Source organism: Serratia sp. MYb239 (assembly GCF_002966855.1).
Taxonomy (GTDB): Bacteria; Pseudomonadota; Gammaproteobacteria; order Enterobacterales; family Enterobacteriaceae; genus Serratia_B; species Serratia_B rhizosphaerae.
On record NZ_CP023268.1, the window covers coordinates 1,515,276 to 1,531,239 of the forward strand.

12 protein-coding genes are annotated in these 15,964 nt (G+C 50.4%); 11 read left to right on the forward strand and 1 reads right to left on the reverse strand.

Annotation, left to right across the window (positions count from 1 at the left end; translation table 11 throughout):
• Window positions 1–84 precede the first annotated feature (84 nt).
• From udk to dcuC, 4 genes are all read left to right on the forward strand, one after another.
• Window positions 85–726: a uridine kinase gene (udk, locus tag CLM71_RS07270; RefSeq protein WP_015671637.1), complete on the forward strand. Its 642-nt coding sequence runs from the start codon at window positions 85–87 to the stop codon at window positions 724–726.
• A gap of 125 nt (window positions 727–851) precedes the next feature.
• Window positions 852–1,433, forward strand: a complete 582-nt coding sequence (gene dcd / locus CLM71_RS07275) for a dCTP deaminase (protein WP_105230411.1) — start codon at window positions 852–854, stop codon at window positions 1,431–1,433.
• A gap of 34 nt (window positions 1,434–1,467) precedes the next feature.
• Window positions 1,468–3,309, forward strand: coding sequence for an outer membrane assembly protein AsmA (gene asmA, locus CLM71_RS07280; protein WP_105230412.1), 1,842 nt, complete (start codon window positions 1,468–1,470; stop codon window positions 3,307–3,309).
• 190 nt (window positions 3,310–3,499) lie between these two features.
• Window positions 3,500–4,858 (forward strand): anaerobic C4-dicarboxylate transporter DcuC, encoded by a 1,359-nt coding sequence (dcuC, locus tag CLM71_RS07285; protein ID WP_105230413.1) that lies wholly within the window; start codon window positions 3,500–3,502, stop codon window positions 4,856–4,858.
• Window positions 4,859–4,891: 33 nt separating this feature from the next.
• On the opposite strand, the gene CLM71_RS07290 is transcribed toward dcuC, so the two are convergent.
• The gene (locus CLM71_RS07290) at window positions 4,892–6,475 is read right to left on the reverse strand and encodes a TerC family protein (protein ID WP_105230414.1); all 1,584 of its coding nucleotides are present in this window, start codon (window positions 6,473–6,475) and stop codon (window positions 4,892–4,894) included.
• A gap of 671 nt (window positions 6,476–7,146) precedes the next feature.
• Between CLM71_RS07290 and galU the strand changes: the two genes are divergently transcribed.
• From galU to rffG, 7 genes are all read left to right on the forward strand, one after another.
• The gene (galU, locus tag CLM71_RS07295; protein ID WP_105230415.1) at window positions 7,147–8,046 is read left to right on the forward strand and encodes a UTP--glucose-1-phosphate uridylyltransferase GalU; all 900 of its coding nucleotides are present in this window, start codon (window positions 7,147–7,149) and stop codon (window positions 8,044–8,046) included.
• A 47-nt stretch (window positions 8,047–8,093) separates the two neighbouring features.
• A complete protein-coding gene (locus CLM71_RS07300) occupies window positions 8,094–8,987 on the forward strand; it encodes a UTP--glucose-1-phosphate uridylyltransferase (protein WP_105230416.1) in 894 nt (297 codons plus the stop codon).
• 297 nt (window positions 8,988–9,284) lie between these two features.
• The gene (locus CLM71_RS07305) at window positions 9,285–10,421 is read left to right on the forward strand and encodes a polysaccharide export protein (RefSeq protein WP_105233248.1); all 1,137 of its coding nucleotides are present in this window, start codon (window positions 9,285–9,287) and stop codon (window positions 10,419–10,421) included.
• Between the two features lie 21 nt (window positions 10,422–10,442).
• Window positions 10,443–10,877, forward strand: a complete 435-nt coding sequence (locus tag CLM71_RS07310; protein ID WP_105230417.1) for a protein tyrosine phosphatase — start codon at window positions 10,443–10,445, stop codon at window positions 10,875–10,877.
• Between the two features lie 17 nt (window positions 10,878–10,894).
• Window positions 10,895–13,069, forward strand: coding sequence for a tyrosine-protein kinase Wzc (gene wzc / locus CLM71_RS07315; RefSeq protein ID WP_105230418.1), 2,175 nt, complete (start codon window positions 10,895–10,897; stop codon window positions 13,067–13,069).
• A 389-nt stretch (window positions 13,070–13,458) separates the two neighbouring features.
• Window positions 13,459–14,862 carry an undecaprenyl-phosphate glucose phosphotransferase gene (gene wcaJ / locus CLM71_RS07320; RefSeq protein WP_105230419.1) on the forward strand — a complete coding sequence of 468 codons (1,404 nt, stop codon included), beginning with the start codon at window positions 13,459–13,461 and terminating at the stop codon, window positions 14,860–14,862.
• A gap of 25 nt (window positions 14,863–14,887) precedes the next feature.
• Window positions 14,888–15,952, forward strand: coding sequence for a dTDP-glucose 4,6-dehydratase (rffG, locus tag CLM71_RS07325; RefSeq protein WP_105230420.1), 1,065 nt, complete (start codon window positions 14,888–14,890; stop codon window positions 15,950–15,952).
• Window positions 15,953–15,964 lie beyond the last annotated feature (12 nt).

A 15,964-nucleotide genomic window follows, 5' to 3' on the forward strand; every position in this document is an offset into this window, starting at 1 on the left:
GAGTGGCGCGGCGGGCGCTTACTCCCTATAATTGTCGCGTTTTATGTCCCCCCTAACACACTACGAATTCAGGTCTTTAATTTTATGACTGACAAGCCGCATCAGTGCGTCATTATTGGTATAGCTGGCGCATCTGCCTCCGGGAAAAGCCTTATCGCCAGTACGTTGTATCGTGAACTCCGCGAACAGGTCGGCGATGAACACATCGGCGTGATCCCTGAAGACAGTTACTACAAAGACCAAACCCACCTGACCATGGAAGAGCGGGTCAAAACCAACTACGACCACCCGAGCGCCATGGACCACAGCCTGCTGTTCCAGCATCTGCAGATGCTGAAGGCGGGCAAGCCGATCGAGCTGCCGCTGTATAGTTACACCGAACACACGCGTAAAACCGAAACGGTGCATCTGGAGCCGAAAAAGGTGATTATCCTGGAAGGGATCCTGCTGTTGACCGACCCGCGTCTGCGCCAGGAAATGAACTTCTCCATCTTCGTCGACACGCCGCTGGATATCTGCCTGATGCGTCGCATGAAGCGCGACGTCAATGAACGCGGTCGTTCGATGGATTCCGTGATGGCGCAGTATCAGAAAACCGTGCGCCCGATGTTCCTGCAGTTTATCGAACCTTCCAAACAGTATGCCGACATTATCGTGCCGCGCGGCGGTAAGAACCGCATTGCGATCGATATTCTGAAAGCCAAAATCAGTCAGTTCTTTGAATAATCCGACGCCGGGCCGGAGCGTTGTTTTCTGGTCCGGCGTCAACTATTTACGTCCTGACGTAGACCTTTCGCCCTTTGTATGGCAATTTTTGTTGTTTACGCGCCTTCTTGATGGAGAGAATAGAGATGAGACTGTGCGACCGCGATATCGAAGCCTGGCTGGATAGCGGGAAACTGGCGATTACGCCGCGACCGCCGATTGAGCGCATTAGCGGGGCCACAGTGGATGTCCGTTTGGGCAACCAGTTCCGCGTATTCCGTGGCCATACCGCCGCTTTTATCGATCTGAGCGGGCCGAAGGATGAAGTCAGCGCGGCGCTGGATCGCGTGATGAGCGATGAAATCGTGTTGCCTGAAGGGGAAGCGTTCTTCCTGCACCCGGGCGAACTGGCGCTGGCGGTGACGCTGGAATCGGTCATGCTGCCGAATGATTTGGTCGGCTGGCTGGACGGCCGCTCTTCACTGGCGCGTCTGGGGCTGATGGTGCACGTCACCGCGCACCGTATCGATCCCGGCTGGCACGGGCGCATTGTCCTGGAGTTCTATAATTCAGGTAAGCTGCCGCTGGCGCTGCGTCCGGGCATGCTGATCGGCGCGCTGAGCTTTGAGCCGCTCTCCGGCCCTGCCGCCCGGCCTTACCACAGCCGCGAAGATGCAAAATATAAGGACCAGCAGGGTGCTGTAGCCAGCCGCATCGACAAGGACTAACGGCGTGCGGACGCCGTGCTGACAAGAGGAAGGCATGAGACGATTACTGACGACTTTGGTGATTTTACTGGTAGTGCTGGTGGCAGGGATGTCTGCGCTGGTGCTGCTGGTCAACCCGAATGAATTCCGCAGCTACATGATCAAAAAGGTCGAACAGCGCAGCGGGTATCACCTGACATTAGACGGTGATTTACGCTGGCACGTTTGGCCGCAGCTGAGCATTCTGTCCGGCCGCATGACGCTGACCGCGCCAGGCGCCAAAGCACCGGTTGTCAGTGCGGACAATATGCGTCTGGATGTCAAACTGCTGCCGCTGATCTCTCACCAGCTGTTCGTAAAGCAGGTGATGCTGAAGAACGCGGTGATTCGTCTTACGCCGGACTCTGAAGAACAGAGCCTGCCGGATGCGCCGATTGCGCCGGGCGGCAACAATGCTGAAGAGTCACCCGCCGCGAGTTGGAAATTCGATATTGATAATCTGCAGGTGGTGGATAGCCTGCTGATTTGGCAGCGCGCCAATAATGAGCAGATTAACGTCCGCGATATCAACCTCTCGCTGCAGCGCAGCGGCGACCGCCAGGCAGAGCTGGAACTGAACAGCCGTATCAATCGCGATCAGCGCGATCTGAGCATCAACCTGACGGCCGAGCTGGATCTGAGCCAGTATCCGCGTCAGGCCAGCGCCACGGTCAGCCAGTTCAACTATCAGCTTGAAGGCGCCGATATTCTGGTGGGCGGCATTAAAGGTCAGGGGACGCTACAGGCGCTGTATCAGCAGACGCCGCGCCGGGTGACGCTCAACCAGCTGCAGATTAGCGCCAACGACAGCCAGTTTGCAGGCAGCGCCAGCGTCGGTCTTGGCGATATTCCTGACTATGTCCTGAACCTGAGTTCGCCGAACCTGAATCTGGACGCGCTTTCCGGCTGGCATAACAGTAGCGGCGGCAGCGACGCGCAGCCGGTGCGGGCGATGACCGCCGGGCCGGTGATTGCCAGCGGCACGGAGCAGCAGCGGGATCTGCAGGCGCTGCGTGATTTTGATGCCAAGCTTGACTTGAGTGCCGAGCGGCTGACTTACCGCGGTATGGATATCGCGCATCTGAAACTGCAGGCCGATAATCAGCGCGGCAACGTGACGATGCCAACCCTGAAAGGGCAGGTTGCCGGCGGTGATTTCTCCTTACCCGGCTCGCTGGACGTGCGTGGCGATAAAACCGTCGCCCAGGTACAGCCGCGTTTGCAGCAGATTGACCTGGCGACAGTATTTAAAGCGTTTGATATTCCATCATTTATGACCGGAACCCTGACGATGAACGGCGCACTGAGCGGCGATCGTCTGGCCGTCGACGCCTTGCTGCATAGCTGGCAGGGCAGCGCGCAGCTGGCGGTGGCCAATGCCCAATTGCACGGGCTGAATATTCAGCAACTGATTCAGCAGGCGGTGGCGCGCAATGAGCGGGGCGTGCGTGGGCAGGATAAGTACCAGCGCTATACCGAGGTGCAACAGCTGGCGGCCAAGGCGAACCTGAACCACGGAGCGGTGACGCTGCGTGAACTGAATGCGCAGTCATCGCTATTGAACTTTAACGGCGGCGGCCAGCTGAACCTGCCGGAGAAGCAGTGCGACATTACGCTGAACGTACAGGTGACCGGCGGCTGGCAGGGAAGCAGCAAACTGATAGAACAGCTGCAGAAAACGCCGATCCCGTTGCGCGTGTACGGGCCGTGGCAGCAGTTGAACTATCAGCTGAAGGTCGATCAGGTTCTGCGTAACTCCTTGCAGGATCGCGCCAAGGATGCGCTGAACAAATGGGCCGAAAAGAATAAAGAGTCCCGCAGCGGGCAAGATCTGAAAAAACTGCTCGATAAGCTGTAAGACCTCTGTCGATGCGGGCTGAACTACGGCCCGCATCGGCGTACAGTTTTCCCGCCATCTATCGTTTTTCCCTGATAGTTTCTGATTGCAACTTTGATAAAAATCATATTCCCGTATAGTTAATTTGGGCACAGTGGAGCGTGGTTCTGCGGGCCGTCATGGGCAGCTAATAATTATACGTAGAGGGTTTATGATTGAGCTTCTGATTGGGGTTGGGGTAGCGGCAGGCGTCGTGCGCTATATCATCAAAGGGTATTCGGCCACCGGCGTGCTGCTGGTCGGCGGATTGATACTGTTGATCATCAGTGCGCTGATGGGTAAAAGCGTGCTGCCGGCCAGCGCAAGTTCAACCGGCTGGCGCGCCACGGATATTATTGAGTACGTCAAAATCCTGCTGATGAGTCGCGGTGGCGATCTCGGCATGATGATCATGATGCTGTGCGGTTTTGCCGCCTATATGACGCATATCGGCGCTAACGATATGGTGGTCAAGCTGGCCTCCCGCCCGTTGCAGATGATCAACTCCCCTTATGTACTGATGGTGGCCGCCTATATTGTTGCCTGTCTGATGTCGCTGGCCGTGTCGTCGGCGACCGGGCTGGGCGTGCTGCTGATGGCGACGCTGTTCCCGCTGATGGTCAATGTGGGCATCAGCCGCGGCGCGGCGGCGGCGATCTGCGCCTCGCCGGCGGCGATCATTCTGGCTCCGACCTCCGGCGATGTGGTGCTGGCGGCCAAAGCAGCGGAAATGCCGCTGGTGGACTTCGCTTTTAAAACCACGTTGCCGATCTCCGTGGCTGCCATTGCCTGTATGGCCATTGCACACTTCTTTTGGCAGCGCTATCTGGACAGGAAAAGCAACGAACAGCATCACGTGATGGACGTCAGCGAGATTGTGACGACGGCGCCCGGCTTTTACGCCATTTTGCCCTTTACGCCGATCCTCGGCGTGCTGGTTTTCGACGGCAAGTGGGGGCCGGAACTGCATATTATTACCGTGCTGGTGCTGTGCATGCTGCTGGCCGCGCTGATTGAGTTTATCCGCAGCTTTGACGCCAAAGCCGTGTTCAGCGGGCTGGAAGTGGCTTACCGCGGCATGGCGGATGCGTTCGCCGGCGTGGTGATGCTGTTGGTGGCGGCAGGCGTCTTTGCCCAAGGGCTGAGCACCGTCGGCTTTATCAGCGGTCTGATCGATACCGCGCAGTCCTTCGGTACCGGCGGCATTATCATGATGCTGGTGCTGGTGACGATTACCATGCTGGCGGCGATGGCCACCGGTTCCGGTAATGCGCCGTTTTACGCGTTTGTGGAGCTGATCCCCAAACTCGCCGCGCAAATGGGCGTCAATCCGGCTTACCTGGTAATCCCAATGCTGCAGGCTTCCAACCTTGGCCGCACGCTGTCGCCGGTTTCCGGCGTGGTGGTCGCGGTTGCGGGGATGGCGAAAATCTCGCCGATGGAAGTGGTCAAACGCACCTCGGTGCCGGTGATCGTCGGGCTTATTGTGGTGATTGTCGCCACTGAAATCCTGGTGCCGGTACGGCTGTAACGTTCTTGCGCCGGGCGTGCGGCGCCCGGCTATTTACACTTCGTAATCAGGGTCCGGCTGCTGAAGCGGGGTGATTTTCACCTTGATAATGCGGTGGCTGCTGATGTACAGCGGCTCAAACAGATAGTCGCCAATGGTCAACTGCTCGCCTTCCTGTGGAATACGCTGACAGTGCTCCATCAGCAGCCCGGCCAGCGTATGGTACTCTCGTTTTTCCTCCAGCGGCAGCGGCAGGTAAATTGTCAGATCTTCCAGTGGCATATAGCCGTTGGCTATCCAGCTGCCGTCTTCCAATTGCTCAATATCATGCCGTGGATCCAGCTCTTCACCAGCCTCCGGCAAATTGCCGGCAATGGTCTCCATCACGTCGGTGAGGGTGACTACGCCTTCCACCGAACCGAACTCGTCGACGACAAAGGCAAAGTGGGTTTGCGCCTGGCGGAACTGTTCCAGCGCGCCGAGCAGCGTCAGCTGTTCCGGGAAGATCAGCGGCTGATGGATCAGCGTGCGCAGATCAAGCTCCTGCTGAGCCAACTGCTGTTTCAATACGTCGATGGTGTGTATCACACCGAGCGGTTCGTCACTGGCGCTGTCTTCGGCCACCACGATGCGCGTGTGCTGGTTTCTTTCCAATAGCTGCCTGAGCTTTTCCTGCGGATCGTTGAGCTCCAGGTATTCAACATCATGACGCGAGGTCATGATGCTGCTGACGGTGCGCTGCGCCATGCCCAGCACCCGCTCAATCATATGACGTTCCTGCTGGTTGAAAATCTCTTTCCCTTCGTCGCTGTCAGGGATCAGCTGCGCGGCGTCGCGGTCGATTTCCGCATCTTCATGCCTGCCGCTTAACATGCGCAATACCGCTTCCGCCGTGCGTTCACGCAGCGGCCGCACCTGCGACAGGAAGCGGCGACGGTTAAACTGCGCCAGCTGGTTAAGCGCTTCAATCATCACCGAGAAGCCGATGGCCGCGTACAGGTAACCTTTCGGAATGTGGTAGCCGAAACCTTCCGCCACCAGGCTGAAGCCGATCATCAGCAGGAAGCTGAGGCACAAAATCACAATGGTGGGGTGTGCATTGACAAAGCGCGTCAGCGGCTTGCTGGCCAACAGCATCAGACCGATCGCGATACACACCGCCAGCATCATCACCGCCAGGTGATCGACCATGCCGACTGCGGTAATCACCGAATCCAGTGAGAAGACCGCATCCAATACTACGATTTGCGCCACCACCGGCCAGAAGCGGGCGCCTTTACGCCGGCCATGCTGTTCTTCGTCTTTTCCTTCCAGCCTTTCGTTCAGCTCCATGGTGGCTTTAAACAGCAGGAAGATACCGCCGACCAGCATGATCAGATCGCGGCCGCTGAACGGATGGCCGAGTACGGCAAACAGGGGTTTGGTCAAGGTAGCCAGCCAGGAAATGGAAGCGAGAAGCACCAGACGCATCAGCAACGCCAGCAACAGGCCAACCACCCGCGCCTTGTCGCGCTGCTCTTTGGGGAGCTTCTCCGCCAGAATGGCTATAAACACCAGATTGTCTATCCCCAGGACGATTTCCAACACCACCAGCGTGGCCAAACCTGCCCAGATTGTCGGATCGGCGATCCATTCCATAAGTCTGATTATACCTTTGAGTTTACGGGGCTATCCCCATAAAGAAGGATGCGTGCAGCTCAAGAAAAATTCAACTGTCACTCTGAGGTGAGGCGGGAAAAATCGGGGGGGGTGCAGCCTAGAGAAAGATGGAATGCATTGGCGGTTATCCGCACGACAACCGGTTATTTCATAACCTACCGAACGCTATAGCTTTAAAATAAAGTCTTATTTATCATTTAATTATGATAAAATTTTGCAGGAAAAGTAGGGATATTTCCGGCAATAAGTAGTCTTATTCTGAAAAGACTTGTCTGACCCTATCTAAGGCTTGTTTCAGTAAGTCATTAGTATAAGAATCTTAGCCATATATAAAAGTGAACAAGTATCACCGTTTCGTTATAAAGGACGTAGAGCTTTTTTACTTTTTTGTGACATGCTCTGCATTAAATGCTCCAGAGCACATGGGTTGACTGACCAGGCGTGATGGGAATCATCCGCCTGCCACATGAACGTGTATACAGTGCATTGGTAGCTGAAAGCCAAGGGCGGTAGCGTGCCTGAACGCTTTTTCCTCGACAATTCGGATTCTCTCCCTTTGTGACATGGATTTTTCCGATATCCCCCGTTGGAGTGCTGATTTAGCCTGTATGCGTGGCTCTATATTTTGTAATTTGTTGGTGGATTAAAGCATGCAAAAGAGACTGAAAGCAGTGATTCCGGTAGCTGGATTGGGTACGCGAATGCTGCCTGCAACGAAGGCTATTCCTAAAGAAATGTTGCCGGTGGTCGATAAGCCACTTATCCAATATATCGTCAGTGAATGTGTGGCTGCTGGGATCAAAGACATTGTTTTAGTTACCCACTCTTCCAAAAATGCGATTGAAAACCACTTTGACACCTCTTTTGAGTTGGAAGCTGTATTGGAATCGCGGGTCAAGCGTCAACTGTTGGCGGAAATTCAGGGGATCTGCCCGCCGGATGTGACGGTGATGCAGGTGCGTCAGGGGCAGGCTAAAGGCTTGGGCCATGCGGTATTGTGTGCTAAACCGATGGTAGGCGATGAGCCTTTCGTTGTCTTGCTGCCGGATGTTTTGTTGGATGATGCTACGGCTGATCTGCGTAAAGAGAACCTGGCTAAAATGCTGCAGCGTTTTGAGCAGACGGGCTATAGCCAGATTATGGTTGAGCCGGTGCCGGAACAGGACGTGTCTAAATATGGCGTGGTGGATTGCGGCGGCGCATCGCTGGCGGCTGGTGAAAGTGCGCCAATGACCGCGGTGGTGGAGAAGCCAGCCCGTGAAGAAGCACCATCTAACCTGGCCGTTGTCGGGCGCTATGTGCTGTCGGCGGATATCTGGCCGCTGTTGGAGAAAACGCCACCGGGCGCCGGTGACGAAATCCAGTTGACCGATGCGATTGCTATGCTGATGGGGCAGGAAACCGTAGAAGCCTTCCATATGAGTGGTCAATCACACGATTGCGGTGATAAATTGGGCTATATGAAGGCCTTCGTACAATATGGTCTGCGTCACGCTTCCGAAGGTGAAGGTTTCAGCCAGTGGCTGAAGCAGACTCTGGAAAGCAAATAGTTTCGCTGTTGGCTTAAAAACGGTCACAAGATTGAAAGAGGATTACTATGACGAAGTTGAAAGCTGTCATTCCCGTTGCCGGTCTCGGCATGCGTATGCTGCCGGCAACGAAAGCCATTCCTAAAGAAATGTTGCCGATCGTCGATAAGCCGCTCATTCAGTATATCGTTAATGAGTGCGTTGCTGCCGGGATCAAGGAGATTATCCTGGTAACGCATTCATCGAAAAATGCCATTGAGAATCATTTCGACACCTCATTTGAGCTGGAGGCGATGCTGGAAGCGCGTGTTAAGCGTCAGCTACTTGATGAAGTGCAATCTATTGCGCCGAAAGGGGTAACGCTGATGCATATTCGTCAAGGGCAGCCAAAAGGTTTGGGGCATGCGGTATTGTGTGCCAAGCCGCTAGTCGGTGATTCACCTTTCGTCGTGTTGTTGCCGGATGTGCTGCTTGATGATGCGCGCGCTGATTTGAGCAAGGATAACCTGCCACATATGATCGCCCGTTTCGAACAGACAGGGCTGAGTCAGGTACTGGTGCAGACGGCAGACGAACATGTGCTGCATGATTATTCGGTTGTCGAATGTGAAGCAGATACGCTGAAACCGGGTGAAACTTCCCGAATGACGTCCATTATTGAGAAACCGAGCCGCGATGTGCAGCTGAAATCTAACTATTCGGCGGTGGGGCGTTATGTGCTTAATGCTGATATCTGGCCGGTTTTAGAACAAACCGAACCGGGCGCGTGGGGGCGTATCCAGCTCACTGATGCGATCGCAGGACTGTTAAAGCAGCAGCCGGTTGAGGCGACCGAATTGGTAGGGGAGTCGTTTAATTGCGGTGAAAAAATGGGCTATTTGCGCGCATTTGTCACCTATGGTTTACGCCATCCGACCCAGGGAAAAGCGTTTCGCGCATGGGCTGAACAGTTAGCGCTGTAGTACTGGTAACTCTGCTGTTCGCAGATATCAGCTGGCTATGCGCTTGATTTTTGAACATGCTTGGTGAAAGGACATTCAGACTGCCGTACTCTTTCATCGAGCATTTGTGTAATAATGCTTTTCAGTTGTTCTTGCATAGCAGATTTGAATTCAACGTTTGTTCAATGGGTACGTATGAACTAATACATATGGACGATTGACTGACTAATCATTTTGCTGAGTGCCGTAATAAACGCCATGGCCGGCTTGGGACTTAGCACAGCAACCATTTTTTACTTTGAAAGTGATGATAATTCGATGGCAAAAAAACAATGGAAACTGATACCTCTTTTGGTGTCGATCAGTGTGATCAGCGGTTGTACACTCGTGCCCGGCTCTCACCTTTCAACCAGTGGAAAAGATGTGGTCAAGCAGCAGGATAGCGATTTTGACATCGACAAACTGGTTAATATTTATCCTATGACCCCTTCTCTGGTTGAGAAAATGCGACCGAAGCCGGTTGTAGCTCAGCCTAATTCTGCGCTAGAACGCGAGTTGCAGAATTATCAATATCGCATCGGCGTTGGTGACGTATTGATGGTTACCGTTTGGGATCACCCTGAACTGACTACGCCGGCTGGCCAATATCGTAGCGCCAGTGACACCGGTAACTGGGTGAACTCTGACGGTACTATTTTCTATCCCTATATTGGCAAAGTGAAAGTCGTTGGCAAGACAATTAGTCAAGTGCGCAGTGATATTGCCAATAGGTTGGCGCAGTACATTGAAAGCCCACAGGTCGATGTCAGCATTGCTGCCTTCCGCTCACAAAAAGTGTATGTGACGGGTGAAGTAGCCACCTCCGGCAAGCAGGCTATTACCAATGTGCCGTTGACCGTGATGGATGCCATTAACGCTGCGGGCGGCCTGGCGGAAAACGCCGACTGGCGTAATGTGGTATTGACGCATAACGGCAAGGAAAAACGCATTTCTTTGCAGGCGCTGATGCAGCGCGGCGACCTCTCTCAGAATCATCTACTTTATCCTGGCGATATTCTCTATGTTCCTCGTAACGACGATCTGAAAATTTTCGTTATGGGCGAAGTGAAAAAACAGACTACGTTGAAAATGGACCGTAGCGGCATGACGCTGACTGAGGCGTTAGGAAATGCTGAAGGTATGGACCAATCGATGTCTGATGCTACCGGGGTATTTGTTATTCGACCACTGCGTGGTACGGAAGGTAGTAAGCTGGCAAACATCTATCAGCTGAATGCTTCAGATGCTGCGGCCATGGTCATGGGTACGGAGTTCCATCTGCAGCCTTACGATATCGTTTATGTAACCACTGCACCTGTCGTTCGTTGGAACCGTGTTATCAGTCAATTGGTGCCAACGATCAGCGGCTTTAACAATCTGAGCGAAGGTTCATTGCGCATTCGCAATTGGCCATAGAGTGTAGATAGGTGACAGCATATGTTTGACTCGATATTAGTCGTTTGTGTCGGTAATATTTGCCGTTCCCCTACTGGGGAGCGGTTACTGAAAAATTTATTGCCAAACAAGAAAATAGCTTCAGCGGGATTAGGTGCTTTGGTTGATAAGCCCGCAGATGTTACTGCCGCAGATGTTGCATTGGTGCACGGTGTTTCCCTTGAAGGGCATAAAGCACAACAGCTGACTGCGGAAATGTGTCGTGAATACGATCTGATTTTGGTGATGGAGAAGGGGCACATTGATTCGGTTTGCCGTCTAGCACCAGAAGTAAGGGGTAAAACAATGCTCTATGGCCACTGGCTTCAACAAAGAGAGATTGCGGATCCTTATAAACAGTCTCGTGAAGCCTTTGAGTTTGTATATGGCCTCCTTGATAAATCGGCCCAGAAATGGGTTCATGCATTAAGTCGTTAAGTCAATCAGGATTACCAATGGCAGATAAGAATAGAGTAAATGTGTCTCAAAATGACAGTTCCGATGAACTGGACATCGGTCGTCTATTGGGGGAACTGATTGACAACCGCTGGCTGATTATAGGTATTACGGCAATTTTCCTGACTTTCGGGATTATATATTGTTTGTTTGCAACGCCGATATACAGTGCCAACTCTATTGTTCAGGTTGAGCAAAATGTTGGTAACAAGTTGTTGAGCAATATTAATCAGATGTTGCCTTCCGGCCAGCCTGAATCGGCACCCGAAATTGAACTGCTGAAATCCCGTATGATCCTGGGGAAAACCGTTGAAGATCTGAATTTGACTACGGATATTCAGCAGGACTATTTCCCAATTTTTGGTCGAGGTTTGGCGCGTCTCATGCATGAGGAGCCGGGGCAACTGGCTGTATCCAAATTTAGTGTGCCAAAGAGTTGGGATTCTCCTGAACTGACGCTTACTGTCGACAGCGCAACGGGATACACCATCAGTAAAGATGGCGATGAGTTGTTTAAAGGTAAAGTCGGTGTATTTGCTCAGGAAAAGGGCGTCTCAATTCTGGTCAGCGATATCGTTGCAGAGCCGGGTACAAGTTTCACCATCAGGTCTAAAACCTTTTTGTCAGCAATCAATCAGTTGTCTGAGCAGTATGATGTTGTCGATCAAGGTAAAGATACCGGCGTATTAGGTTTGACGCTGACGGGTGATAATCCTGTTCTGATCCAAAAAATTCTCGACAGCATTACGCGTAATTACCTTGAGCAAAATATCGAGCGTAAATCGGAAGAAGATGCAAAAAGCCTGGTCTTCTTGCGTATGCAGTTGCCGAAAGTACGTGCCTCGCTGGATAGTGCTGAAGACAAGTTAAGTCGTTATCGTCAGCAAAAAGACTCCGTTGATCTGTCGATGGAAGCTAAGTCTATCCTTGACAGTATTGTCGCTGTGGAAAGTCAGTTAAATGAACTGACGTTCAAAGAAGCTGACATTTCCAAATTATATACCAAAGAGCACCCAGCCTATCGTGCATTGACCGAGAAGCGTAAGACACTGGAAGAAGAAAGGGACCGTCTCAACAAACGTGTCAATGCAATGCCTGAAACGCAGCAGGAAGTGGTGCGTTTAAGCCGTGATGTGGATTCCGGCAAAGAGGTTTATATGCAACTGCTTAATCGTGAGCAGGAGTTGAATATCTCTAAAGCCAGCACCATTGGCAATGTTCGTATTGTTGACCGTGCCATGACGGCTGATAAGCCTGTTAAACCGCGAGAGGCCATTACCTTATTTTTAAGCATTGTACTGGGGGGATTGGTTTCTTGTGGCTATGTATTAGTCCGCGTATATCTACACCGTGGTATTGAGAGTCCTGAGCAGTTGGAAGCTATGGGGATCAACGTTTATGCGAGCGTGCCGCTTTCCGAATGGCAGCGTAAACGTGATATGGAATTGATCTCTAAACTGAAAGGTAAGAAAAAGAATGCGGATGCCGACTCACTGTTGGCTTTTGGTAACCCAGCTGATCTGGCAATTGAAGCGATTCGCAGCCTACGTACCAGTTTGCATTTTGCGATGATGGAGGCAAAAAATAACGTGCTGATGATTTCCGGCGCCAGTCCTGGCATCGGTAAAACATTTATCAGCGCTAACTTAGCGGCTGTTGTGGCACAAACCGGACAGCGCGTGCTGTTAATCGATAGCGATATGCGTAAGGGGTATGTGCATGAACTGATTGGTGCTGACGGTCATAAAGGGCTGTCAGGCGTATTGGCAGGAAAACTGTCGATTGACAATGCGGTTCAGCACACGGAATCCAATGTGTTTGATTTTATCTCGCGCGGCCAGATTCCACCGAACCCTTCTGAATTGCTGATGCATCGCCGTTTTGAAGAAGTTTTAAACTGGGCTTCTGAAAATTACGATCTGGTATTAGTGGATACACCGCCAATCCTAGCGGTAACTGATGCGGCGATTATCGGTAAGCACGCAGGAACATCATTGTTGGTTGCTCGATTCGAATTGAACAGTCCAAAAGAAGTTGAAGTGAGTATCAGACGTTTTGAACAAAATGGCATTGAAATTAAAGGTGTGATTCTGAATGCTGTAGTTCGTAAACTTTCCAACTACTATAGCTATGGTTATGATCACTATAGTTATGATTATAACTCACAAAAATAAAAAACTGATGACCGGTATCGATTCGATACCGGTCATTATCAGGAGTGATGCTAATTAAAAATCAAGCTCCCGTGACTGAATGTAAAACCTTATTCGCCATGAATCTGATAATATCTTTCGCAAACCTTCTGTGTATTATATATCTGTTGGGTGTTGGAAATAATACTTCATCAATAGACCCTTCTTTTGGTTAATTTGTTAAATTCAACCCTATAGTTTTCCAGCCATATGCTGGTGGTGTTTATATGATGTGACTCAAGTTATTTTTTTTGACTCTTTTATGAAAAAATATAAATATCTAATATATGCAGCAGGCAGTATTATATACGTTAAAAATAAACTAATGTGCCCATACGTCTTTGGCAAGTTAATGGGGAAAGAGATAAATAATGAATGAATCAACTAGAAGCATGACGCACTCCAACGCTTCAATTATCTCAATGCTACAGCGTTTTTCCGATATATTCAGTATGCTGGTTGGTATGACGTTGGTAGGTTATATTTCTCATCAGAAGATCGACCTTGCCCACGGTATTGTAGCTTTGGTTTGCTTGGTTATTTTTCAAATGATCGGGGGGATGACCGACTTTTATCGTTCGTGGCGTGGCGTTAGTTTCAGATTGGAGTTGCAGTTTTTATTAAGGAACTGGTTGTTAAGTGTTATCTTTACAGTTTGTATTATCACGTTTATCAAAGAAATTGATATCGCACTGAAATTTTATGTTTTGTGGTTCTTTTTATCGTTAGTACTATTTGTATTTTTCCGTACATTTATTCGTGTTATTCTTGGACACCTGCGAAAAATGGGTTACAACAACCGTGAGGTTGTCATGGTTGGTGATCTAGCTTCTGGTATACATTTAGCTGAGAGTATCAAGAATGCACCTTGGCTTGGACTGAATCTGGTGGGATATTTCTCCACAAATGGGAAGGTTCAGGGATACGACAAATTGGAAATGAATCATTTGGGAAATATTGATGAATTGATTGCCCAGGTGAATAAAAATAATATAGATCGAGTCTATATAGCATTGCCGATGGAGAAGTCAAAAGAAATTAACTATATTCTTTCTGCATTGTCCGATAGCACATGTACGGTGATGTTGATTCCAGATATTTTCACCTTTAATGTATTACACTCCAGAAGCGAAATGATTTACGGTGTACCTGTCATTTCTCTGTATGATACGCCGATGAGCGGTGTAAACATGGTGCTGAAACGTATCGAGGATATCATATTCTCTACTTGTATTCTTTTGTTTATTTCTCCGGTATTGTTGACCATTGCTCTTATCATTAAGGTAACATCACCCGGACCTATCTTGTTCAAGCAGTTGCGCTACGGTATTGATGGGCGGGCGATTAAGGTATGGAAATTTCGTAGTATGACTGTGATGGAAAATGGTGACAAAGTCGTTCAGGCGAAAAAAGGCGATAGTCGCATCACGCCATTTGGTAGTCTGTTGCGCCGCACTTCATTGGATGAACTACCTCAGTTTTTTAACGTGATTACTGGGGATATGTCGATTGTTGGCCCTCGCCCTCATGCCGTAGCTCACAATGAACAATACCGCAAATTAATCAAGGGTTATATGCTTCGTCATAAGATGAAACCAGGTATTACTGGATGGGCACAAATTAATGGCTGGCGCGGTGAAACGGACGTATTGGAGAAAATGGAAAAACGGGTTGAATATGATCTCTACTATATTCAGAACTGGAGTTTGTGGATGGATCTGAAAATTATATTCTTGACCGTTTTTAAAGGTTTTATCAACAAGTCAGCGTATTAATTGATAATTATAAATTGAGGGTGTTATGAATATTATCGTTACCGGTGGTGCTGGTTTTATAGGTTCAGCGGTGGTTCGCCATATTATTAACGATACCACGGATGAAATTCTGGTTGTAGACAGTCTTACTTATGCGGGGAATCTGGAATCGCTAAAAATAGTCGCCGACAACGCGCGTTTTAAATTCGAACATGTTGATATCTGTAACCGTAGCGAACTGGACCGCATATTTAGTGAGTTCAAACCTGATGCGGTGATGCACCTGGCGGCCGAGAGCCACGTAGACCGTTCGATCGATGGTCCGGCAGCATTTATTGAGACCAACGTAGTTGGAACCTATACGCTGCTGGAAGCGACGCGTCAGTATTGGAATACGCTGGATGGCGATGCGAAGCAGGCGTTCCGCTTCCACCATATCTCTACCGATGAAGTCTACGGCGATCTGCACGGCACTGATGATTTGTTTACGGAAACCACGCCATACGCGCCAAGCAGCCCATATTCAGCGTCAAAAGCCTCCAGCGACCATCTGGTTCGAGCGTGGCTGCGTACTTATGGGTTGCCGACTATTGTGACCAACTGCTCGAATAACTATGGCCCTTATCATTTCCCGGAAAAACTGATTCCTCTGGTTATCCTAAATGCGCTGGATGGTAAACCGCTGCCAGTATATGGCAACGGCGCTCAGATCCGTGACTGGTTGTATGTGGAAGACCATGCGCGTGCGCTATACAAAGTGGTGACCGAAGGCGAAGTCGGTGAAACCTACAATATCGGCGGGCATAACGAGCGTAAAAATATCGAGGTTGTGCAAACTATCTGCCGTCTGTTGGATGAGCTGGTGCCGAACAAGCCAGCAAACGTCACCCTTTATGAAGACTTGATCACCTACGTTGCTGACCGTCCTGGTCACGATATGCGTTATGCGATCGATGCGTCCAAAATTGACCGTGAGTTGGGTTGGAAACCGCAGGAAACCTTCGAAAGCGGCATCAAAAAAACTGTGGAATGGTATCTGGCTAATGAAGCCTGGTGGAGCCGTGTTAAAGATGGTTCTTATGCCGGTGAACGTTTAGGACTGACCCGCTAATTTTTAACTAGG

Excerpts from the sequence above, each read along its gene's own strand:
- rffG (WP_105230420.1), top strand. The coding sequence starts at position 14,888 with ATGAATATTATCGTTACCGGTGGTGCTGGTTTTATAGGTTCAGCGGTG.
- udk (WP_015671637.1), top strand. The coding sequence starts at position 85 with ATGACTGACAAGCCGCATCAGTGCGTCATTATTGGTATAGCTGGCGCA.
- dcuC (WP_105230413.1), top strand. The coding sequence starts at position 3,500 with ATGATTGAGCTTCTGATTGGGGTTGGGGTAGCGGCAGGCGTCGTGCGC.
- CLM71_RS07310 (WP_105230417.1), top strand. The coding sequence starts at position 10,443 with ATGTTTGACTCGATATTAGTCGTTTGTGTCGGTAATATTTGCCGTTCC.
- CLM71_RS07305 (WP_105233248.1), top strand. The coding sequence starts at position 9,285 with ATGGCAAAAAAACAATGGAAACTGATACCTCTTTTGGTGTCGATCAGT.
- CLM71_RS07290 (WP_105230414.1), bottom strand. The coding sequence starts at position 6,475 with ATGGAATGGATCGCCGATCCGACAATCTGGGCAGGTTTGGCCACGCTG.
- asmA (WP_105230412.1), top strand. The coding sequence starts at position 1,468 with ATGAGACGATTACTGACGACTTTGGTGATTTTACTGGTAGTGCTGGTG.
- wzc (WP_105230418.1), top strand. The coding sequence starts at position 10,895 with ATGGCAGATAAGAATAGAGTAAATGTGTCTCAAAATGACAGTTCCGAT.
- galU (WP_105230415.1), top strand. The coding sequence starts at position 7,147 with ATGCAAAAGAGACTGAAAGCAGTGATTCCGGTAGCTGGATTGGGTACG.
- wcaJ (WP_105230419.1), top strand. The coding sequence starts at position 13,459 with ATGAATGAATCAACTAGAAGCATGACGCACTCCAACGCTTCAATTATC.
- CLM71_RS07300 (WP_105230416.1), top strand. The coding sequence starts at position 8,094 with ATGACGAAGTTGAAAGCTGTCATTCCCGTTGCCGGTCTCGGCATGCGT.
- dcd (WP_105230411.1), top strand. The coding sequence starts at position 852 with ATGAGACTGTGCGACCGCGATATCGAAGCCTGGCTGGATAGCGGGAAA.